This is a genomic window from Vineibacter terrae, assembly GCF_008039615.1.
Lineage (GTDB): Bacteria > Pseudomonadota > Alphaproteobacteria > Reyranellales > Reyranellaceae > Vineibacter > Vineibacter terrae.
Genome location: NZ_VDUZ01000059.1, coordinates 1 through 22,762 on the forward strand (window position 1 = coordinate 1; position 22,762 = coordinate 22,762).

General features: G+C 69.7%; 10 protein-coding genes. 4 read left to right on the forward strand and 6 right to left on the reverse strand.

Annotation, left to right across the window (positions count from 1 at the left end; translation table 11 throughout):
- From FHP25_RS34505 to FHP25_RS34515, 3 genes are all read right to left on the reverse strand, one after another.
- On the reverse strand, positions 1-6,118 hold a 6,118-nt coding region (locus FHP25_RS34505), incomplete at its 3' end, for an autotransporter-associated beta strand repeat-containing protein (RefSeq protein ID WP_178134006.1).
- Between the two features lie 229 nt (positions 6,119-6,347).
- Positions 6,348-7,271: a division plane positioning ATPase MipZ gene (locus FHP25_RS34510; protein ID WP_147851543.1), complete on the reverse strand. Its 924-nt coding sequence runs from the start codon at positions 7,269-7,271 to the stop codon at positions 6,348-6,350.
- Positions 7,272-7,475: 204 nt separating this feature from the next.
- Positions 7,476-9,563, reverse strand: coding sequence for a molybdopterin oxidoreductase family protein (locus FHP25_RS34515; protein WP_147851544.1), 2,088 nt, complete (start codon positions 9,561-9,563; stop codon positions 7,476-7,478).
- Positions 9,564-9,710: 147 nt separating this feature from the next.
- Here FHP25_RS34515 and FHP25_RS34520 point away from each other — a divergent pair, with 147 nt between their 5' ends.
- On the forward strand, positions 9,711-11,351 hold the full coding sequence (locus tag FHP25_RS34520) for an AMP-binding protein (RefSeq protein ID WP_147851545.1): 1,641 nt from the start codon (positions 9,711-9,713) through the stop codon (positions 11,349-11,351).
- A 246-nt stretch (positions 11,352-11,597) separates the two neighbouring features.
- Here the strand turns inward: FHP25_RS34520 and FHP25_RS34525 are convergent, their stop codons facing one another.
- A complete protein-coding gene (locus tag FHP25_RS34525) occupies positions 11,598-12,026 on the reverse strand; it encodes a DUF1489 family protein (protein WP_147851546.1) in 429 nt (142 codons plus the stop codon).
- Between the two features lie 391 nt (positions 12,027-12,417).
- On the opposite strand from FHP25_RS34525, the gene FHP25_RS34535 reads away from it, so the two are divergent.
- Together FHP25_RS34535 and pbpC are read left to right on the forward strand one after the other, a co-directional pair.
- Positions 12,418-17,442: an alpha-2-macroglobulin family protein gene (locus FHP25_RS34535; RefSeq protein ID WP_178134007.1), complete on the forward strand. Its 5,025-nt coding sequence runs from the start codon at positions 12,418-12,420 to the stop codon at positions 17,440-17,442.
- Between the two features lie 7 nt (positions 17,443-17,449).
- A complete protein-coding gene (pbpC, locus tag FHP25_RS34540; protein ID WP_231712585.1) occupies positions 17,450-19,699 on the forward strand; it encodes a penicillin-binding protein 1C in 2,250 nt (749 codons plus the stop codon).
- A gap of 94 nt (positions 19,700-19,793) precedes the next feature.
- Here the strand turns inward: pbpC and FHP25_RS34545 are convergent, their stop codons facing one another.
- Complete coding sequence (locus FHP25_RS34545; RefSeq protein ID WP_147851549.1) at positions 19,794-20,990, reverse strand: CaiB/BaiF CoA transferase family protein; 1,197 nt, start codon at positions 20,988-20,990, stop codon at positions 19,794-19,796.
- Between the two features lie 68 nt (positions 20,991-21,058).
- Here FHP25_RS34545 and FHP25_RS34550 point away from each other — a divergent pair, with 68 nt between their 5' ends.
- The gene (locus FHP25_RS34550; RefSeq protein WP_178134008.1) at positions 21,059-21,745 is read left to right on the forward strand and encodes a GntR family transcriptional regulator; all 687 of its coding nucleotides are present in this window, start codon (positions 21,059-21,061) and stop codon (positions 21,743-21,745) included.
- Between the two features lie 2 nt (positions 21,746-21,747).
- On the opposite strand, the gene FHP25_RS34555 is transcribed toward FHP25_RS34550, so the two are convergent.
- On the reverse strand, positions 21,748-22,731 hold the full coding sequence (locus tag FHP25_RS34555; protein WP_178134009.1) for a Bug family tripartite tricarboxylate transporter substrate binding protein: 984 nt from the start codon (positions 22,729-22,731) through the stop codon (positions 21,748-21,750).
- Positions 22,732-22,762: the final 31 nt, after the last annotated feature.

A 22,762-nucleotide genomic window follows, 5' to 3' on the forward strand; every position in this document is an offset into this window, starting at 1 on the left:
TCTCGACCAGGTAGGTCGAGCCGGCGGCGAAGGCGACATTGCCGGCGACGTTGAGCGTGTCCGGAGAATTGCCCGGAGAGACCGTGCCGCCGGCGTTGGCGGTGAAGCCGCCGATGGTGCCGCTGCCGCCCAGCAGGCCGCCGCTGTTGATCGTCACCGTGCTGGCGATCACGCCGTTCACGATCAGGCGGCCAGCATTGACGCTGGTCGGACCGCGATAGGTGCTGGTGCCGGTCAACACGGTGGTCCCGGCGCCGTCCTGCTGCATGGCACCGGTGCCTGAAATGATTCCGGCGAAGGTCACGGTGTCGGAGCGATTGAACGCCAGCGTGCCGTTGTTGAGCACGTCACCGATGATCGAGCCCGTGGTGCCGCCATTGCCCAGCTGCAGGGTGCCGGCGCTGATCGTGGTGCCGCCGCCATAGCTGTTGACACCGGTCAAGGTCAGCGTGCCCGCTCCGGTCTTCTCGACGGTGCCGCTGCCCGAGATCACGTTCGACAGGGTGCCGGCTGTCCCCTGGTCCAGGACCAGCGCGGCGTTGGTCACGATCCCGCCTGTCCCGAACGAGGCGGCGTTGCCCACCAGCGTCCCGGCGCTGATCGTGGTGCCGCCGCCATAGCTGTTGATGCCCGTCAGGATCAGCGTGCCAGCCCCGGTCTTCTCCACGGTGCCGCTGCCCGAGATCGCGTTCGACAGGGTGCCGGCTATCGCCTGGTCCAGCACCAGCGCGGCGTTGTTCACGATCCCGCCTGTCCCGAACGAGGCGGCGTTGCCCGCCAGCGTCCCGACGCTGATCGTCGTGCCGCCGCCATAGCTGTTGATGCCTGTCAACGTCAGCGTGCCGGCGCCCGCCTTCTCCACCGTGCCGCTGCCCGAGATCACGTTCGACAGGGTGCCGGCCGCAACCTGGTCCAGCACCAGCGCGGCGTTGTTCACGATCCCGCCTGTCCCGAACGAGGCGGCGTTGCCCACCAGCGTCCCGGCGCTGATCGTCGTGCCGCCGCCATAGGCGTTGATGCCTGTCAACGCCAGCGTGCCGGCGCCCGTCTTCTCCACGGTGCCGCTGCCGGAGATCACGTTCGACAAAGCGCCGGCTATCGCCTGATCCAGGACCAGCGCGGCGTTGGTCACGATCCCGCCTGTCCCGAAGGATGCGGCGCTGCCCACCAGCGTGCCGACGCTGATCGTCGTGCCGCCGCCGTAGCTGTTGACGCCGGTCAAGGTCAGCGTGCCGGCCCCGGTCTTCTCGACGGCGCCGCTGCCCGAGATCGCGTTCGACAGGGTGCCGGCTATCGCCTGGTCCAGGACCAGCGCGGCGTTGGTCACGATCCCGCCTGTCCCGAACGAGGCGGCGTTGCCCACCAGCGTCCCGGCGCTGATCGTCGTGCCGCCGCCATAGCTGTTGATGCCGGTCAAGGTCAGCGTGCCGGCGCCGGTCTTCTCGACGGTGCCGCTGCCCGAGATCGCGTTCGACAGGGTGCCGGCTATCGCCTGGTCCAGGACCAGCGCGGCGTTGGTCACGATCCCGCCTGTCCCGAACGAGGCGGCGTTGCCCACCAGCGTGCCGGCGCTGATCGTCGTGCCGCCGCCATAGCTGTTGATGCCGGTCAAGATCAGCGTGCCCGCCCCGGTCTTCTCCACGGTGCCGCTGCCGGAGATCACGTTCGACAGGGTGCCGGCTATCGCCTGGTCCAGCACCAGCGCGGCGTTGGTCACGATGCCGCCTGTCCCGAAGGACGCGGCGCTGCCCACCAGCGTGCCGGCGCTGATCGTCGTGCCGCCGCCGTAGCTGTTGATGCCGGTCAAGATCAGCGTGCCGGCGCCCGTCTTCTCCACGGTGCCGCTGCCGGAGATCACGTTCGACAGGGTGCCGACCGCCACCTGGTCCAGCACCAGCGCGGCGTTGTTCACGATCCCGCCCGTCCCGAAGGAGGCGGCGTTGCCCACCAGCGTCCCGACGCTGATCGTCGTGCCGCCGCCATAGCTGTTGATGCCGGTCAAGGTCAGCGTGCCGACGCCGGTCTTCTCGACGGTGCCGCTGCCCGAGATCGCGTTCGACAGGGTGCCGACCACCACCTGGTTCAGCACCAGCGCGGCGTTGTTCACGATGCCTCCCGTCCCGAACGAGGTGGCGCTGCCCACCAGCGTGCCGGCGCTGATCGTCGTGCCGCCGCCATAAGTGTTGATGCCGGTCAAGGTCAGCGTGCCGGCGCCGGTCTTGACCAGCGAGCCGGCGCCGCCGATGGGCGCGGCGAGCGTCAGGGTGTCGGTGAAGCTGGCGACGATCTGGCCGTCGTTGATGATCAGCGGCGCTGCGATGGCGCCGGCCAGGCCGCCATTGCCGAGGTTGAGCGTGCCGGTCGGGTCGATGATCGTGACGCCAGAGACAGTGACGGCGGCGCCATCGGCGACCGTCAGCGTGCCCGCGCCACCGACCGGATCGCCGATTCCCAGCCCGCCGGCGATCGTCCATGCCGAACCGGTGCCGGTGACGGTGATGGTGGAGCCCTGGCCAATGAACGCGTCACCCACGCTGTCGAGCCTGCCGCCGCCGCTGATCGTCGCCGTGGCCTGGTTGAACGCGCCGATCACGGTATCGCCGCTGGCGGTCGCGCTCGCGCCCGGGCCGGTGATCAGCAGCGTGCCGTTGTCGAGCAGGTCGCCGGTCTGCAATCGCCCGCCGTTGGAGAGGGTGAGCGTGCCGGCGACGACCGTGGCCCCCGCCGTGAACGAGCCGCCGCTGATGTCGAGCGTGCCGCAGCAGACGCTCAGCTCGCCGTCGATGCTGCTGGTGCCGGTCAGGGTCAGGGTGCCGGCGCCGTTCTTCTCGAACGAGCCGCTGCCGGAGATCGCGCCGGAGAACGTGGTGCTCTGATCGTTCAGCCCGACGACCAGCACCGAGCCCATGCCGATGACGACCGAGCCGTCACCGGCCAGCGACCCCGCGCCGGCGAAGATGCCGCCGTCGAGGATTTGCAGGACGCCGCCGGCGTTGACGGTGATGGCCGACAGCGGCGAGAGCGCCGTGGACGTCGCCGCCAGCAGGGTGCCGGCGGTGATGGTCGTGGGGCCCTCGTAGGTGTTGTTGCCGCTCAGGGTCAGGATCGCCGCGCCTGTCTTGGTCAGGCCGCCGCTGCCGCCGATGTCGCCGCTGACCTCGAGGTCGGCATCGGTCTGGAAGGTGCCGCCACCGGCGTTGAGCGTCACCGCCCGTGTCATCGTAATCGCGCCGGTGTTCTGCAGCGTGCCGCCGTTGAACGTGAGCCCGCCGCCGGCACCGCCGAGATTGGCATCGGCGGATACCGACAGCGTGCCGGCGCTGATGGTCGTGCCGCCGGTGTAGGCGTTGGCGCCGGTGAGGATCAGCGTGCCGCCGCCGAGCTTGTTCAGGCCGCTGGCCGTGCCGTCGGCGATGACCGAGCCGATGGTGGCGGTGATGCCGCTGTCGACCGTGATGGTGCCGGCCGTGCCGCTGGCGGGTGACAGCGCCAGCGTGCCGCCGCCCAGCACGTAGCCGTTGGTCGAGAACTGCAGCGTGTCGAATGCCTGCGTGCTGGCGACACTGACGCCGCCACCGGCCGCGCCGGCGAATATGGCGACCGACCCTTCCCAGGGTCCGTTGATGCCGGCCTGGCCGGGCTGGCCGGTCCAGTTGGTGCCGGCGGTGCTCCAGATGCCGGCGCCGCCGTCCACTGTGCCGTTACCGATGCCGTCAGAACCATCCCAGAATTGCAGGACCTGGCCGACACCTCGCACGGCGAGGTTGACCTGGCCCGGGATGCCCACCTGCACCTGATGGTCCGCAACCACGAAGCCGCCGGTGCCCGTCGCGCTGGTAAAGGCAAAGCTGCCCGACAATGTGCCGCCGTAGCTGAACAGGCGATAGTAGCCGCCAGCCGCGGCCTGCGCCTGGAGCGTGCCGCCCAGGGTGAGGCCGTTGGTGACGACGACCAGATCGTTGCTCACGCCACCGACGACACCCGGGGCGTTGAGCTCGAAGATCGATGTCGACCCCGCGTTGAGCGCCAGCGTGCCCATCGTCAGGGTGCCGGGGCTGGTGCCGGCCGAGAGGGTGCCGTCCACCGTCACCGTGCCGGTGATGGCACCGCTGCCGCCCAGCGTGCCGCCGCTGTTCACCGTCGTGAGGCCTGACGCGATCGACCCGTTGACGATGAGCCTGCCGCCGCCAGCGATCGTGGTGGGGCCGGTGTAGGTATTGTTGGCGGTCAGGATGGTCGTGCCCGCCTCGACCACCACCGCGCCCGCACCCGAGATGGCCGCGGCGAACACGTAGCTGGCGGCGGTGTGGTTGAAGACGATCCGGTCGGTGCTGGCCTGCAACGCGACGGTCGGCGCATTCAGCGTGCCCGGCGCGGCCGAAATCTCACCGGAGGCGGCGCCGATATTGAGTGTCCCGGCGGCCGCGCCGGCAATGATGGCGCTCGCGGCCGAGACGGTGCCCCCGTTGCGGATCGTCAGTGTGCCGGTGCCGGCGTTGCCGACGGAGAGCACGCCCGTATTGGCCCAGGACGAGCCTGCACCGTCCACCGTCACGGTGCCGGTCACGCCGGAAGAGTTGCCGATGGCGCCGTCGGTGTTGCTCACAGTGCCGCCATTGCGCACCGTCAGTGTGCCGCTGCCCTGCTCGCCGACGACGAGCAGACCGGTATTGGTCCACGACGATCCTGTGCCGTCCACCGTCACAGTGCCGGTCGACCCGGTAAAACCACCAATGAAGCCGCCGGTGCTGCTCACAGCGGCGCCATTGCTGACCGTCAGCACGCCCCTGCCCTGGTCGCCGACGATGAGCAGACCGGTATTGGTCCACGACGATCCTGTGCCGTCCACCGTCACAGTGCCGGTGACGTCGGGAAAATTGCCAATGTCAGCGTTGGTGTTGCTCACGGCACCGCCATTGCGGATCGTCAGCGTGCCGGTGTCGAAGTTGCCGACGACGAGACTGCCGGAATTGGCCCAGGACGATCCCGTGCCGTCCACCGTCACGGTGCCGCTCCCACGGAGAGCATCACCAATGGAGCCGTCGGTGTTGCGCACAGTGCCGCCATTGCTGATCGTCAGCGTGCCCGTGCCACTGCTGGCGCTGCCGACGCTGAGATTGCTGGCAATGGTCCAGGATGATCCGGCGCCATCGACCGTCACCGTGCCGGCCGCCGTGCTACCGACGCCAATGACGGCGGCCAGCGTGCTGCTTACAGTGCCGCCATTGCGGATCGTCAGCGCGCCGCTGCCCGCACTGCCGACGACAAATATGCCGGAATTGGCCCAGGACGATCCTGCGCCATCCACCGTCGCGTTGGCGGTCGGGCCGCCATTGCCAACGGACGCACTGGTGCTTGTGACCGTGCCGCCGTTCTGGACCGTCAACGTGGCGCCGCCGCCGTTGCCGACCAGGAGCTGGCCGGCAGCCCAGGACGAGCCTGTGCCGTCCACCGTCACGCTGCCCGTCCCAGTCGAAAAGCCGGCGCCGATCGAGCCGGAGTCGCTGATCACGGTGCCGCCGTTGCGAACCGTCAGCGTGGCGCCGCCGCCGTTGCTGACGATGAGCAGGGAATTGGTCCAGGACGATCCGGTGCCATCGACCGTCGCCGTGCCGGTCGATCCGGGGGCGAGGGCAATAGCGCCCGTACTGGCTGTGACGGTAGCCCCGTTCCGGATCACCAGCGTGCCGCTGCCCGACTGGCCGACGAAGACCCCGGCATTGGTCCACAACGATCCCGCCCCTTCGACCGTCACGGTGCCGGTCACTCCTGGGACGGCAGCAATAGTGGCCATATTGTCGGTGAGGGTGCCGCCGCCCTGGATCGTCAGCATCCCGCTGCCGTTGATGTAGCCGATGATGAGGCCGTCCGCCTGGGCACCGGCCGTGCCGACCACCGTCGCATTGGGCGTGACCGTGTCGATCCTCGTTATCGTGTCGGCCGCGTTGGTCGGAACCCCGGGGGACCAGTTGCCGGCGGTGAACCAGTCGGATGACGTCACGCCGGTCCAGGTGGTGACTTGCGCTTGCGCCGGCATCGTGGCCGCGAGCCAGCCGAACGCCGTGAGCAAGGTCGTGGCGCGGCGGCGAGCCGCGGCCGATTTTGTCCAGCTATCCAATCGCTGCCCCCGCCGAGCCATCGGACCCGAGGCCCCTGCCCTCGGTCGCTGCGCAATCTTGAAGGGCGGCAGTGCACAGCGTATGTAAAAAATTATTAAATGCCTCGGGACCGGCGCGCGATTTGTTCAAGACCGCACGGTCCGACGAGGGCGGCAGCTACTTCGCCGGCGCCGGGTACATTTCCATTGAAACGTGAAACGCTCTGGGCCGGGCGGCGGTGCCCGGCGCCTACTCGCCGGCGGCCACCGGTTCTGCCGCCTCGGCCCGCGACGGCAGGTTGAGGGCCGACAGCAGATCGCGCACCTCCTGCCGCGCCGCGACGTGCGACATGGTCATGGCGATGCCGGTCTTCTCCTCGCGCAGGTCGAGCAGGGTCAGCCCCTTGAGGAACAGCTCGCGGTAGATCACGCGCTCGCTCAGGCCGGCGGCGAGGCGGTAGCCGATGCGCTTGGCCAGCGACTCCAGGACCGCGGCCATGTCGCGCTTGTTGCGCGCCGCGATCGCCGACAGGCGGTTGCGCATCACCAGCCAGTCGACCGGCTTGCCGCCGCTCATGGCGCGCAGCTGCCGCTGCTTCCACACCGTCTCGGCGTAGATGCTGGGCCGCACCACCTTCAGGGTGTCGGGGTCGATGCGCGCCAGCAGGTCGAGGTCGACGAAGCTGTCGTTGAGCGGCGTCACCAGCGTGTCGCCATAGGTGTGCGCGTGGCGCGACAGGAATGTATCGCTGCCCGGCGTATCGGCGATGACATAGTCGCAGACCGGCAACAGGTCGGCGAAAGCCGCATCGAGCCGCTGCCGCTCGTCGGCCTCGGCGTCCGTCCGCACCGACTGGGTGCTGGGCAGGACGGCGCGATGCTCGGGGACAGGCGCTGCCATCCCCTTTGCCGTGACCCAGGTGCGCCGGTTCTCGACATAGCGGGTCAGCGTGCCCTGGCGGGCGTCGACATCGATCGTGCCTACCCGCGCGCCCTCGCGCAGCAGAGCCACGGCGATATGCATCGCCGCCGTCGACTTGCCCGAGCCGCCCTTCTCGTTGCCGAAGACGATCACGTGCGCACGCGGCGCGGCGTCGCGCGCCTGGGCCTGCACGACGCTGGGGTTGGCGGCGACGCGGAACGCGGCGAGAAAGGGCGCGGTGGTTACACTCATCGAGGGGGCCTCACCGACCGGTCTATGCCGATCTCCTGGGCCGATTGTTACACCGATCGTTCCCCGACCGCGAGTCAGGGGGTGGGGACAACTTGGATGCGGCCTTCCTAACGCCGTCATCCCGAGCGCAGCGAGGGATCTCCCGCGAATGGAGACTCGTTTCGAGGAGATCTCTCGCTGCGCTCGGGATGACGGATTGGCCGGCTATTCCTTGCGGATCCACACCGCCGTGTCATGGAACACGGCGCCGCCGTTGGGCCAGCCGGGATCGGCGCTGGTGATGGCGTTGATGCCCAGCTTGCGCTCGAAATGCTTGTTGGGCCAGATGCCCTCGACCACGACCACGCCGCGCTGCTGGCCGTCCTGCGGCATGACATGCACCAGCACGCTGCCGCGCTCGTTGCCCAGCACGACGCGGTCACCCTCGCCCACGTCCAGAGCGGCGCAATCCGTGGGGTTCATCAGCACCGTCGGCCGCTTCTCGCGCGCCAGCGAGCCTGGCGTCTCGGTGAAGGTCGAGTTCAGGAAGGTGCGTGCCGGCGCCGCCACCAGCCGGAACGGCCTGTCCTCGGTGGCATTGTCGATCACGTCGAAATGGTCGGGCAGCTTTGGCATCTGCTGCCAGCGGCCGCCGAAGCGCGACCAGTCGGGGCTGAAGTGGAACTTGCGGTCCCGGGTCGGGAAGCCGTCGAGGAAATGCGCCGTCTCGAACGGCAGCGCGAAATCCTGGCCGCCCTGGGCGTGGTTCATCTCCGCGTCCCACATGCCCGAGAGCCGCAAGGTCTCGTCCATGATCTCCCACGCCGTCATCTCGAAGCCGCGATGCTTCGCGCCCAGCCGCTTGGCGAGCGCACAGATGACATGGTGGTTCTCGCGGCTTTCGGCATAAGGCTCGATCACCTTCCTGGTGACCTGGAAATACGTGTGGCCGCTGGCGGTGTAGAAATCGTCATGCTCCAGGAACGTGGTCGCCGGCAGCACGACGTCGGCGAAGGCCGCCGTCTCGGTCAGGAACTGCTCGTGCACGCACAGGAACAGATCCTCGCGCGCCAGCCCCTTGTGCACCAGGTTCAGCTCCGGGCAGACCATGGCCGGATTGGTGTTCTGCACCAGCATCGCCGTCACCGGCGGGCCGCCGTTGAGCGCCGCCGGATCGTTGGTCAGGATCGGTCCCAGCCGTGACTGGTCGAGATCACGAAGCGAGTGGTCGACGCAGTCCAGCCCTTCGATCAGGACGCGGTTCAGCGGATACATGCCGGTGTGGCCGTAGAGCGCGCCGCCGCCGGGATATTTCCAGGCGCCGGTGATAGCCGGGAGGCAGGTCACGGCATGCATGTTGGCGGCGCCGTTGCGCGAGCGGCTGAAGCCGTGATGGCAGCGGATGAACGACTTCTTGCTGCGGCCATAGAGCCGCGCGAAAGCCGTGATCTGCTCGACGCTGAGCCCCGTGATCGCCGCCGCCCACGCAGGCGTCCGCGTCTTGACATGCACGGCGAGCGCATCGGGGCAGTCGGTGTATTGGCGCAGGTAGTCCCAGTCGGCGAAGCCCTCGGCGAACAGCACATGCATCACCGCGCAGGCGAGCGCGCCGTCGGTGCCCGGGCGCACGGCCAGGTGCATGTCGGCCTTCTCGGCGGTGCCGGTGCGGTAGGGATCGACCACCACCAGCGTGGCGCCGCGCTTGCGGGCCGCCATGGCGTGATGCATCACGTTGACCTGGGTGTTCACCGGGTTGCCGCCCCAGATCACCACCAGGTCCGAATGCGCGTCGACCTCGCGCATGTCGGCGCCGCGCTTGGCGCCGACGCCGGCGATCCAGCCGGTGTCCGCCAGGGTGACGCAGATGGTCGAGAACCAGCGCGAGTACTTCATCGCATGCCGCAGGCGCTGGATGCCGTCGCGCTGCACCAGGCCCATCGTGCCGGCGTAGAAGTAGGGCCACACCGTCTCGCTGCCCAGCTTCTCGGCGCGTTCCGTGAACTCGTGCGCCACGATGTCCAGCGCCTCGTCCCAGCCGATGCGGCGGAACTGGCCCGAGCCCTTCGGCCCGACCCGCTTCATCGGATATTGCAGGCGGTCGGGATGGTGCACACGCTCGCTGTAGCGCGCCACCTTCTCGCAGATCACGCCTGATGTGTAGGTGTTGCGCTTGGAGCCGCGCACGCGGCCGATCGTATGCGTGTCCAGCCGCTCGACATCCAGCGCGCAGGTGCTGGTGCAGTCATGCGGGCAGACCGACGCCACGATCTCGGTATTGGACTTGGCGCGCGCGGCGCCGCCATCGGGGGCCATGGTCGTGAACGCTCCTCTCGTGCAGCGGGCAGGATAGCGTCAGACCGCGCACTGCGAAAGCGCCTGCCGGACAATTGCATTGTCTCGATCGATCCGCCCGGTGCTAGTCTTGCGGCCATAATGGTGGAAACGCACAGAGGCCGACCGATGTTTCCGTTGGGCGTATCGTATGAGGAAGCGCAGCGCCGGTTCGCATGGCGGATACCGGAGCGCTACAACATCCGTCATTTCGTCTGCGAACGGCACCCGCCGCAGGCGCTGGCGATGATCGTCGAGGATGCCGACGGCACGGTCCGCACCTGGACCTACGGCGACATGGTGCGCGCCAGCGCCCGGGCGGCCAATGTGCTCACCGGCCTGGGCGTGACCAAGGGCGATCGCGTCGGCGTCTTCCTGTCGCAGAGCGTCGAGCTCGCCGTGTCGCATGTCGCCTGCTACGGCATGGGCGTCGTGGCGCTGCCGCTGTTCCCTCTGTTCGGCGAGGAGGCGGTCGAATACCGCCTGGCCAATGCCGGCGCCATCGCCGTGATCACCGACATGGCGCAGCTGCCCAAGGTGCTGGCCGCCCGCCCGCGCCTGCCGGACCTCAAGCATGTCATCGTGGTCGGCGCCGGCAGGCATGCCGGCGATTTCCTCGATTACGACACCCTGCTCGCGGCGGCGTCGGACAGCTTCACCACCGTGGCGACACACCGCGAGGACCCGGCCCTGCTGATCTACACCTCGGGCACCACGGGCCAGCCCAAGGGTGCGCTGCACGCGCATCGCATGCTCGAGGGCGTGATCCCGGCCATGCAGCAATGGGCCGATTTCTGGCCGCGCGGCAACGAGGTGCTGTGGACGCCGGCCGAATGGGCCTGGATCGCCGGCCTCTACGACGCACTGTTCCCGGCCTGGTATTTCGGCACGCCGGTGCTGGCGCACCGCTTCGCCAAGTTCGACCCCGAGAAGGCTTTCCATCTGCTGGAAAAGCACCATGTCGGGGCCAGCTTCATACCGCCCACGGCGCTCAAGATGATGCGCCAGGTGCAGGCGCCGCGGCAGCGCTGGGACTACGCCGTGCGCACCGTCTACACCGGCGGCGAGGCCATGGGCGAGGAGCTGCTGCAGTGGGGCCGCGAGACCTTCGGCTGCACCATCTCGGAAGGCTACGGCCAGACCGAGATGAACCTGATGACGCTCAACGCCCCGAACTGGTTCGAGGTGCGCCCCGCCTCATGCGGCCGCGCCTGCGTCGGCCGCCGCGTCGGCATCGTGGACAGCGACGGCAACCTCCTGCCGCCGGGCGAGGAAGGCCAGGTGGCGGGCTGGCGCCACGACCCGGTGGTGATGCTGGAATACTGGCGCAACCCCGAGGCGACGCAGAAGAAGTTCGCCGGCGACTGGCTGCTGACCGGCGACCTCGGCCGCCTCGACGCCGACGGCTACCTCTTCTTCAAGAGCCGCGACGACGACGTCATCACCTCGGGCGGCTACCGCATCGGCCCGGGCGAGATCGAGGAATGCCTGATGGGGCACCCCTCGGTGGCCATGGCCGGCGTCGTGGGCGTGCCCGACCCGGTGCGCACCGAGATCGTGAAGGCGTTCGTGCAGCTGCGGTCCGAGGTGGCGCCCAGCGAAGCCCTGAAAGCGGAGATCGCCGGCTACGTGAAGACCCGCCTGGCGGCGCACGAGTATCCGCGCGAGGTCGAGTTCGTCACCGAGTTCCCGCTGACCACCACCGGCAAGATCATGCGCCGCGAGCTCAAGCGCATGGACGCCGAGCGCAAGACGGCGGCGAAGGGGTGATCGACGAGAGAAGGCAGAAAGCAGCGAGGATCTCCTGGAGATCGAGAACTTCGGTGCGGCTGGTGACGGGTCGGACCGCGTCGCTCCAGCGACGCACCGGCCCGAAGGGCCGGCTCATGAGCGCCGCTGGAGCGGCGCGGTCCCAGCCGTCGCCAGCACCGCTCTTCGCTGACCGAACCGCCGCGGAGTCCTTCGCACCTGTCTTGTGAGCGAAGCCGAAGGGTCAACCAGGACAATAGAGCGACCTCACAGCAACCCCAGCCGCTTCAGCTCGGCGGCCATGTCGGGCGGCACATCCGTGGAATCGCCGCTGCGCAGATCGGATGGCGCGTGCTCGTCCTCGTAGTAGCGCCAGCCCTGGAAGGCCCGCATCGCCTTGGGCGCCGTCGCCACCACCGTGCGCCTGACCTTGATGCGGCAATACTTGTCGCCATCGGCATCACGGTCCTCATCGAGGCCGACCAGCTCCTGCCGGCAGCGCACCACGCCGCGGATCACCCAGTATAGCGAGCCGCCCTCCAGCAATTCCTCGGCGCGGCGCGGCGTGTTGCGCGTGAAGACCCAATGCGGTGTGCCCGGCTTCTGCCGCCGCTCCTTGCGGCGCTTGTCCTGAAGCTGCTTCAGATGCGCGATGTCGTCGACGCCGACGGCGAGCTTGATGAGATGCAGGGTCATGCTGGCCGATGCTTAGCAAAGCGCCGCGCGTGATGCGACGTCGCCCGGCATGCTCATCCACAGGCGATTTCCCAATGCACAAAGTCGGCATGTGCCGAATTCGTGCCGGCGCCGCGGAAATTCCGTGCGTCACGGCAAGGACGTCGTACCGACACAATCCGGCCACGGTCTGGCGATATCTTGTGGATTGTTGCCCATGTGTATCGTGTTGCCTCATAAAATTGCGATTTTCGCGTTGGCGAGCGATCACTTTTCATCTACAGTCCAACGGGTTAGGGTGCGTATCGCAGGCTGCGATGCAACGCCCCGGCACCGCCTGCTCCTGACGACGTCGCCCCGCGCCGCTGCGGGCACGGCGCCGCCACGATTTCGCGCCCCCTAGGTGATGGCCATGAAGAAAACCACCCTCGCCCTCCTCGTCACCGTCGCCGTGCTCTCGGGCCTCGGTGGCTATGTCATCGGCCACCGCGCTGATCCGTTCGACGTGTCCAACGCCACCGCGCCGGTGCCGGCGGCCAAGCCGGCGCCGGCACCGGCGGCGCCGAAGCAGGCGGACGCCGCGCCCAAGCCGGCACCGACCCCGGCCGCGGCGCCGACACCAGCGGCGCCTACGCCGGTGCCGTTCCGCTTCGGGCGCGTCACGCTCAGCGCCGACGCCACGCCCGAGGCCTGCCTGCACTTTTCCGAGCTGCTCGACGACAGCGGCCGCGTGAAGTACGGCGACTACCTGGCCATCCAGCCGCAGGCCCAGCCCGCCATCGTCGTGCGCCAGGAGCGCATCTGCCTGGGCGGGCTGGCCTACGGCGCCAACTACCAGGTCGAGCTGAAGGCCGGCCTGCCGGCGAAATCGGGGGCCAAGCTGGCGGCGGCCGAGACCGTGGACGTGGCGCTGGGCGAGCGTCCGGCGTCGGTCAACTTCCAGAGCAAGGGCTACATCCTGCCACGCGAGACCGCCGGCGGCGTGCCGCTGACCACGGTCAACGTCTCCAAGGTCTACGTCCAGATCTATCGCATCAGCGACCGCATGGTCTCGCAGGTCGGCCGCAGCGCCTCGATCTTCTATTCCGACGATGACGAGGCCTTCGGCGAGAGCCGCCGCGAGCTGCAGTCCTACGCCATGGATGCCTTCCGCAAGAAGACCGGCGCGCTCCTGTGGTCGGGCACCATGGAGGTGCGCAACGACCAGAACAAGGTGGTGACGACGTCGATCCCGGTGCGCGAGGTGGTGAAGGACTGGAAGCCCGGCGCCTACGTCGTCGTGGCCTGGAACGCCGCCGACGGCACCATCGACGAGCTGCTCGGCAAGGAGAACGAGAACTTCGACTACGACAAGTACTACGAGCGCCGCTTCGCCACGCAGTGGCTGATCGACACCGATATCGGCCTCACCACCTTCACCGGCAGCGACGGGCTGACCGTCTTCGCCCGCTCGCTGAACACCGCCCAGCCCGCTGCCGGCATCGAGCTGACGCTGATCACGCGCAACAACGAGGACATCGCCCGGCTGACCACCGATGCCCAGGGCCGCGCCCAGTTCCCCGCCAACCTGCTGGCCACCAAGGGCGCCGGCGAGCCCATCATGGTGATGGCGCGGGACAAGGGCGGCAGCAATTTCAGCTATATCGACGTCCAGAAGGGCGCCTTCGACCTCTCCGACCGCGGCGTCGAAGGCCGCAGCGTGCCCGGGCCGGTCGATGCCTTCCTCTACACCGACCGCGGCGTCTTCCGTCCCGGCGAGACCGTCAACATCGTGGCGCTGATCCGCGACCGCGCCGCCAACGCCATCGAGGGCGTGCCGGTGACCATGGTCGCCAAGCGTCCGGACGGCGTCGAGTACCGGCGCGCCGCGCTGCAGATGCAGGGCGCCGGCGGCCTGCACTGGCCGCTGGAGCTGACCCGCACCGCGCGGCGCGGCAAATGGTCGGTCGAGACCTATCTCGACCCCAAGGGCGCGCCCGTCGGCCGTGTCGAGTTCGCGGTCGAGGACTTCATCCCGCAGAAGATCAAGGTCGAGCTGTCCGGCCCCAAGGCGCCGGTGGGACGCAATGCCGAGCTCGCGGTCGATGTCGGCGCCGACTTCCTCTATGGCGCGCCGGCCGCCGGCCTGGACGGCGAGGGCGAGCTGACCGTGAAGGTCGACCCGGCGCCCTTCCCCGCCCTGCCCGGCTATCTCTTCGGCGACCCTGACGCAAAGTTCGGCCCCGAGGTCGTGCGGCTCGACCTGCCGACCTTGGACGACAAGGGCAAGAGCCAGGCCACGACCCAGCTCGACGAGAAGATCGACCATATCGCGCCGCTGCTGGCCGAGGCCCGCATCTCGGTGTTCGAGCCCGGCGGCCGCCCCACGGCCGAGACGCTCACGGTGCCGATCCGCACCCGCAACGGCTATGTCGGCGTGCGCCCGGCGCTGGGCGACCGCGAGCTGCCGCCGTGGTACGGCCAGAAGGACTTCTCGTTCTTCGTGCCCGAGGGCCATGAGGCCGCCTTCGAGATCGCGGCCGTCGATGCGGCGGGCAAGCGCATCGCGCGCAGCGGCCTGCAGTGGCGCATCGAGCGCATCCATCGCACCTACCAGTGGTTCCAGGACCAGGACGGCCGCTGGCGCTGGCAGGACAACGATCGCGCCGTGGTCGTGACCGAGGGCACGATCGATGTCGCCGCCGACCGGTCGACCCGCGTCGCCGGCACCTTCGAATGGGGCCGCCACCGGCTGGTCGTGGTCGATGCCGAGAACGACACCCGCACGGTCGTGAAATTCTATGTCGGCTGGGGCGCTTCGTCCGACGAGCGCGACTCGCCCGACACTGCCGGCGTGGTCGCCGACAAGAAGGCCTATGCGGTGGGCGAGACGGCCAGGCTGCGCATCGAGGCGCCGTTCGCCGGCGAGGCGATGGTGGTGCTGGCCAGCGACCGCATCTTCGAGACCCGCATGGTCAAGGTCGCCGCCGGCGGCAGCACCGTCGACATCCCGGTGTCGGCCGACTGGGGCGCCGGCGCCTATGCGCTGGTCACGGCCTATCGCCCGCTGCAGCAGAAGGCCGATCGCGTGCCGGTGCGCACCGTCGGGCTGGCGTGGCTGGCGATCGATCCCGGCGCGCGGCGGCTCGACGTGCAGATCGGCACGCCCGAGAGCATCGTGCCGCGCCAGCGCGTCGTGATGCCGGTGAAGGTGGCCAACGCCGGCAGCGGCGAGGTGTTCGTCACGCTGGCCGCCGTCGACGAGGGCATCCTGCAGATCACCAGGCACAAGACGCCGGCGCCGGTCGACTACTACTTCGGCAAGCGCATGCTGGGCGTCGCCATGCGCGACGACTACGGCAAGCTGCTCGACCCGCGCGCCGACTTCATGGGCCAGCTGCGCAGCGGCGGCGATGGCGCCGGCGGCGCCGGGCTCGATGCCGTGCCGATCAAGATCGCCTCGCTGTTCTCCGGCGTGGTGAAGCTCGACGCCAACGGCGAGGCGCGCATCGCGCTCGACGTGCCCGACTTCAGCGGCCAGCTGCGGCTGATGGTGGTGGCCTACGACAAGGCCCGCGTCGGCGCCGCCGAGAAGCGGCTGTTCGTGCGCGATGCCGTCACCAGCGACCTCGTGCTGCCGCGCTTCCTGGCGCCCGGCGACGACAGCCGCGCCACCATCTCGGTGCAGAACGTCACCGGCGCGCCCGGCGACTACAAGGTGCGCCTGACCGCCGTCGGCCCGGTGAACGTCACCGCCGGCGAGAAGACCGTGTCGCTGCCCGCCAACAAGCGCGAGCAGCTCAGCGTGCCGATCGTGGCGCGCGAGACGGGCATCAGCACCCTGACCCTGGCCATGGAGGGTCCCGGCGGCTTCAAGGTCACGCGCGACTGGCAGATCGAGGTGCGGCCGACCCAGGCGCCTGTCACCAAGCAGTTTGCCGTGTCGCTGACCGCGGGCAAGGAGCTGACCGTCGACCGCGAGGCGGCGGCCGACTTCCTGCCCGGCACCGCCAGCGTCGCGGTGGCCGTCTCGGCCCTGCGCGGCTTCGACGTCGCCTCGATCCTGCGCTCGCTCGACCGCTACCCGTATGGCTGCCTGGAGCAGACGACCAGCCGCGCGCTGCCGCTGCTCTACTTCAACGACGTGGCGCTGCTGGGCGCCCAGCACGAGGACCGCGCCATCGCGCGCCGCGTGCAGGATGCCGTGTTCAGCGTGCTCGACCGGCAGGCCTCGGACGGTGGCTTCGGCATGTGGACGGCCCAGGGCTCGATCGCCGATCCCTGGCTGCAGGTCTATGCGCTCGACTTCCTGATGCGCGCCCGCGAGAAGGGCTTCGTGGTGCCCGAGACGCCCTACCGCCGCGGTCTTCTGTGGCTGCAGCGCTCGGCCGAGAAGATGGCGCCCAACGCCCAGGCCTATGCCTGGTACGTGCTGGCGCGCGCCGGCCTGGCCGATGCCGGCCGCGTCCGCTACTTCCAGGACACGGACGGCGACAAGATCGTCGGTGCCCTGGGCCGCGGCCAGCTGGCGGCGGCGCTGACCCTGGTCGGCGAGCGTGGCCGCTCGCAGGGCCAGTTCCAGCTCGCGGTTGCCAGCGTCGGCCAGAAGCCGAAGGACGACTACTACGGCACGGCGGTGCGTGACCTCGCCGGCCTCATCGCGCTGGTGCCCGACGCCGACCAGCGCCCGGCGCTGGCGCGCCTCACCACCCTGCTGCTGGAGCAGAAGCGGCTGGAGGACCGCTACACCACCACGCAGGAGAAAGCGTGGATGCTGATGGCCGCCTACGCCACCCTGCAGGGCGCTGGCGGCAAGCTCGACCTCGTGGTTGACGGCAAGCCCGTCAAGCCGGAGCGCGATCCGGCCGCGTTCGATGTCGACGTCAAGGCCGGCAAGAAGCTCTCGGTCAAGAACGCCGCCGCGGGCGAGGTCTGGGCCACGGTCTCGGTGCGCGGCGTGCCGACCCAGGTCCTGCCGCCGGAGCAGCACAAGGGCCTGCAGCTCAGCCGGCAGTTCCTGACGCTCGACGGCAAGCCGGCCGATCTCTCGAAGGTGCGCCAGAACGATCGGCTGATCGCCCTGGTCTCGGTCGGCAATGTGAACCAGGTCTACCGCGAGATCGCGCTGCTGGACCTGCTGCCCGCCGGGCTGGAGATCGAGGGCGTCCTGCCCGAGGAGAACGCCTACAAGTTCCTCCCGGCGCTGTCGAAGGTCTCGACTACGGAGGCGCGGGACGACCGCTTCTTCGCCTCCTTCACGCTGGGCAAGCGCCCGGTCGGCTCGGCCTACCGCTTCTGGTACAACGAGGACGACCGTTCGGCCGTGCAGCTGGCCTACATCGTGCGCGCCGTGACGCCGGGCACCTATGCCCTGCCCGCGGTGCAGGCCGAGGACATGTACGACCCCGAGACCGTCGCCCGCGGCGCCCCGGGCAAGCTCACCGTCCTGCCGCGGTGAGGCGCGGATGATGTTCTTTCGGACCGCGGGCGTCCACGCCCGCACTCGCTCGCAGCGAAGCGAAGAGCGAACGGCGGTCGGCGCTCGCGCGCCGAGGCGCGCGTGGACGCGCGCGGTCCGAAACGTCGCCCGCACCCTCGCCCTCGCCGCCGTCGCCGCCGCCGGCACGCTGCTGGCGCTGGACCGGATCTTCCCGCCCGACCTGTCGCGCTACGAGGCGCGCTCGGTCGAGGTGCTCGACGCCGACTCTCGCCTGCTGCGCGCCTTCACCGCGCCTGACAGCCGCTGGCGGCTGAAGGCCACCCCCGCCGATGTCGATCCACTCTATCTGAGCTTGCTGAAAGCCTACGAGGACCAGCGCTTCGACTCGCACCTGGGCGTCGATCCCTTGGCCGCCGCGCGCGCCGCCTTTCAGTACGCCACGCGCGGTCGCATCGTGTCGGGCGCCTCGACGCTGTCGATGCAGGCGGCGCGCCTGCTGCAGCCGCACCAGCGCCGCACGTTCACCGGCAAGCTGCTGCAGTCGGCGCGTGCCCTGCAGCTCGAATGGCGCTACTCCAAGGACGAGATCCTCTCGATCTACCTCACCCTGGCACCGTTCGGCGGCAACATCGAAGGTGTGCGCGCCGCCGCGCTTGCCTATTTCGGCAAGGAGCCCAGGCGGCTGACGCCGGCCGAGGCGGCGCTGCTGGTGGCGCTGCCGCAATCGCCCGAGCGGCGCCGGCCCGACCGCTTTCCCGACCGCGCCCACGCCGCCCGCGACATGGTGCTGCAGCGCGTCCATGAGCGCGGCGCGATCGACGATCAGACCCTGCGCGAGGCGATGGCGCAGCCGTCGCCCGACCAGCGGCTGGCGCTGCCGCGCATCGCGCCGCATGTCAGCCAGATGCTGGCTGCCCGCCCCCCGGCCGACGGCATCATCCGCACCACGATCCGCCGCGAGCTCCAGGCCACCGCCGCACGGCTGGCGGCGGAGGAGCGCAGCCGCGACGCCAGCAAGGGCGACATCGCCGTCGTCATCGTCGACAACCGCAAGGGTGCGATCGTCGCCTGGCATGGCGGCGACCTCACCGGCCGGCAGGGCTATGTCGACCTGGTGCGTGCCAAGCGTTCGCCGGGCTCGACCTTGAAGCCGTTCATCTACGGCATCGCGTTCGATGACGGCGTGGCCCATCCCGAGACCTTCGTCGATGACGCGCCGATCCGCTTCGGCGACTGGATGCCGCGCAATTTCGACGGCGAGCACCAGGGCACGCTGACCATCCGCCGGGCGCTGCAGCAGTCGCTGAACGTGCCGGCCGTGGCGGCGCTGGAGCGCATCGGCGCGGCGCGCTTCCTGGCCCTGCTGCGTCAATCGGGCGTGGCGCCGGCGCTGCCGCGCGGGCCGGGCGAGCCGGCGTCGCTGGCCCTGGCGCTGGGCGGCGTCGGCCTCTCGCCGCTCGACCTCGCCACGCTCTATGCCGGGCTGGCGCGCGACGGCACCGTCCGGCCGCTGCGCCTGCGCGCCGAGGATCCGGTTGCCGACGGCTTCCGCCTGATGGGGCCGGGCGCGGCCTGGCATGTGCGCGACATCCTCGCCAACGGCCCCCTGCCGGACGGCTGGACCGCGCCGACGCGCCCGCTCGACGGGCGCCGCGGCGGCGATCGCGTGATCGCGTTCAAGACCGGAACATCCTACGGCTTCCGCGACGCCTGGGCCGCGGGCGTGTCCGGCGCCTACACCATCGTGGTGTGGACCGGCCGCGCCGACGGCGCGCCGCTGCCCGGCCGCTACGGCCGCGACACCGCGCTGCCGATCCTGCTGAAGCTGTTCGAGCAGATGCCGGGCGAGGCGGCCCCGCATGCCGCGCCGCCGCCGGATGCCCTGATCGTGGCGCGCAACAGCGATCTGCCGCCAGCCATGCGCGTGCTGATCCCGCAAGCCGCGCGCCTGCAGGCGGCGACGGCGACGCTCGCCCCTGCCCCCGCGTCGTCGGGCATGCGCGCGGCGGCGATCACGCCGCCGAAGCCGCCGCGCATCCTCTATCCCGTCGCCAACAGCACGCTGGAGGTCACGTCGGATGCGGTGCCGCTGAAGGCCGAAGGCGGCAGCGGCGCCCTGCGATGGCTGGTCGACGGCAAGCCGGTGCCCGACGACCGCTTCCGCGCCTTCCCGCTGTGGCACCCCGGCGGCGCCGGCCGCACCCGCCTCACCGTGATCGATGCCTCGGGCCGCAGCGCCACCATCGAGGTCCAGATCCGTATGGCCGGGCGCTGACGTCGGGCGCACGAGCGGATAGCCAACCCCGCGCTCAAGATGACAGAAGTGTGCTTCGCGTCCACTTACGGCGCAGCGGATGGCCGCAACGAGATCATATCGGCAGCTCGGCCGCGGCCAGCTCTTCGGCGCTGAAGCCCAGCTCCTCCATCAGCACCTGGCGATTATGCGCGCCCAGCGGCGGGCCGGCATGCGCGATGCGGCCCGGCGTGCGCGAGAAGCGGCCGGCGACGTTCTGCATGTGCACCGGCCCGCCCAGCTCCTCGTCGTCCACGGCTACGATGCTCTCGCGCGCCTGGATGTGGGGATCGGCGGCGATGTCGGCGATGCTGTTGACCGGCGCGACCACGGCTTCGGCAGCTTCCAGGGTCGCGATCAGGGCGTCGCGGTCGAAGCGGCCGATCGCATCCTGCAGAAGCCGGTCCAGCGCCTCGACATTGCCGATGCGGTCGCGATTCTCTGCAAAGCGCGGATCTGCGGCGAGCTCGGGGATCGCGAGCGCCCGGCACAGGCGCGCAAAGGTCTGGTTCGAGCTTGCCGACAGCGACACCCAGCGCCCGTCGCGCGTGCGATAGGTGTTGCGCGGCGCCACCCACGGAACGCGGCTTCCCATGCGTTCCTGCACGATGCCGTGCTGGTCGTGGTCGACCACGAACGGGCCGAGCAAGCCGAACATGGCCTCGTAAAGAGCGAGGTCGACCACCTGGCCGCGCCCGCCATTGGCATCGCGCTCGCGCAGCGCCGCCAGGGCCAGAAAAGCCCCCATGATGCCGGCGCTGCCGTCGGCCAGCCCGAAGCCGGGCAGGAGCGGCGGCCGCCCGGGCTCGCCCGAGATGTAGACGGCGCCGGCGAAGCCCTCGAGCGCGGTGCCGAAGCCCGGCTTGCGCGCGGCGGGGCCCGTCTGGCCGTAGCCGGTCAGCCGCATCATCACCAGGCCGGGATTGATGGCCGACAGCACGTCATAGCCCAGGCCCCATTTCTCCATCGTTCCCGGACGGTAGTTCTCCACCAGGATGTCGGCCGTCCGCGCCAGGCGCTTCACGATGTCCTGGCCCAGCGGGGTGCGAAGGTCGGCCGTGACCGAGCGCTTGTTGCGGTTGATGACCTTGAAGTAGAGCGCCACGCCGTTCTTGCTGAGCCCCCATTTGCGGAACTCGTCGCCGCTGCCGGGACGCTCGACCTTGACCACGTCGGCGCCGTAGTCGGCGAGGTGCATGCCCATCGAAGGCGCGGCAAGGAAGTTCGCCACTTCGATCACCCTGACACCTTGCAACGCTTTTGCTGTCGTCATCTCTCGTCGATCCTTGTTAGGGTCGCGCCATGCGACGCGTGGTTCGAACCGTTCCCTTCCCGGAGCAAGTGGCCGAGGAGATCGCTGCCGCCATCAGCGAAGGCCGCTTCGCGCCCGGCGAGCGGCTGGTGGAATCGTGGCTGGCCGACACGTTGAAAGTCAGCCGCGGCCCGGTGCGCGAGGCCCTGAAGTCGTTGGCTGCGCGTGGCCTGGTCGAGATTCGCCCCAACCTGGGCGCATGTGTCGCCTCGCCGTCCGAGGAGTCGCTCGGCCAGGCCATCGTGATGCGCGGCTTGCTGGAAGGCGCGGCCGCACGCGTCGCCGCCGTCAGCCGCGATGCAGCGCAACGCGCTTTGCTGGAACAGGCGGTGGCGCGCATGCGCGCAGCCGCCGACAAGGACGACCTCGAACGGCTGCTTGACGAGCACTGGGCGTTCCATCGCGCCCTGGTGGAGGGCTCGGGCAACGCGCATCTTGTCTCGGCATGGCAGGCGTTGCGGACGTTGATCCTGCTCTATCGGCGCCGGATCGGCTTGCACGGCATCGACAAGGCGCACGTGCTGCGCGTGCACGGCATCTTCCTCGAGCTCTTCGCTGCCGGCGATCCCGAAGAGGCAGAGGCCGCGGTGCGCAGCCTGATCATCAGCTCCGGCTTCAGGCTGATCGACAGACCTGTCGATGCGGCTGCGCTGGGCTACATCACACGCGAGATGGCGCCGGACGGCCGCCTCGTATCCCGGCCGGTCGCACACTGACCTCAGTCCTCGATGCGCACATTGGCGGCGCGGATGATCTCCGCCCAGAACGGCCGTTCGGCCCGCACGCGCGCCATCAAGGCCGCGCCCGTCAGCGGCAACGGATCCAGCGAGAGCGGCGCGAGCCGCGAGACGGTTGCGGAATCCCCCAGCGCCCTCAGGGCGGCGGCCTGAAGCGCCTCGAGCGTCGCCGGCGGCGATCCGGCTGGTGCGAACACGCCGGCCCAGCCGGTCACGACCAGCGCGTCGCCCAGCACCTCGCTGAGGGTTGGCACGTCGGGCATCGACGGCACGCGCTTTTCCGACGTCACCGCCAGCACGCGCACCTGCTTGGACTGCACCGCTGACCGTGAGCCTGCGATCGAGTCGACGCCGAACAGGAGATCGCCCTGCACCAGCGACGTGATCAGCGGCGAGGAACCGCGATAGGGCACGTGGGTCGCCTTGTGCCTGGTCTTCTCCAGCAGCGACTCGCCGATCAGGTGCTGAAAGGTGCCGACACCGAGTGAGCCGTAGTTGGCGTCCGACTCGGCGAGCGCGCCGAGCAGGTCCGTCATGTCGTGTGGCGCATCCTCGCGCTCGCCGGTCAGGATGACGAACGGAGTCTCGATCAGGCCGCTCACGCCCGCGAAGTCGCGCTCGGCGTTGAAGGTCACGCTGCGGTTCAGGATCGGATGGATGATCAGGGTGGTCGCCGTGCCGACCACCAGCACGCTGCCGTCCTTCGGTGCCTGCGCCGCCGCCTGGACCGCGACGATGCCGCCGCCGCCGGTCCGATTGTCGACCACGACGGGCAGGCCCAGCACGTCGCCCATCTTCTGTGCCAGGATGCGGGTGGCAAGATCGCTCCCCGACCCTGGCGCCGTGCCGACCAGGATGCGGATGGGACCGCGCGGCAACTGCGCCACGGCGGGTCGGGCCACCAGGCTCGTCATTCCCGCCAGGGCGCATCCTGTCAGCACGCTGCGCCGGGTCGTTCTCCCCATCGTCCGCTCCCGCATGTTTCGCTGATTAATT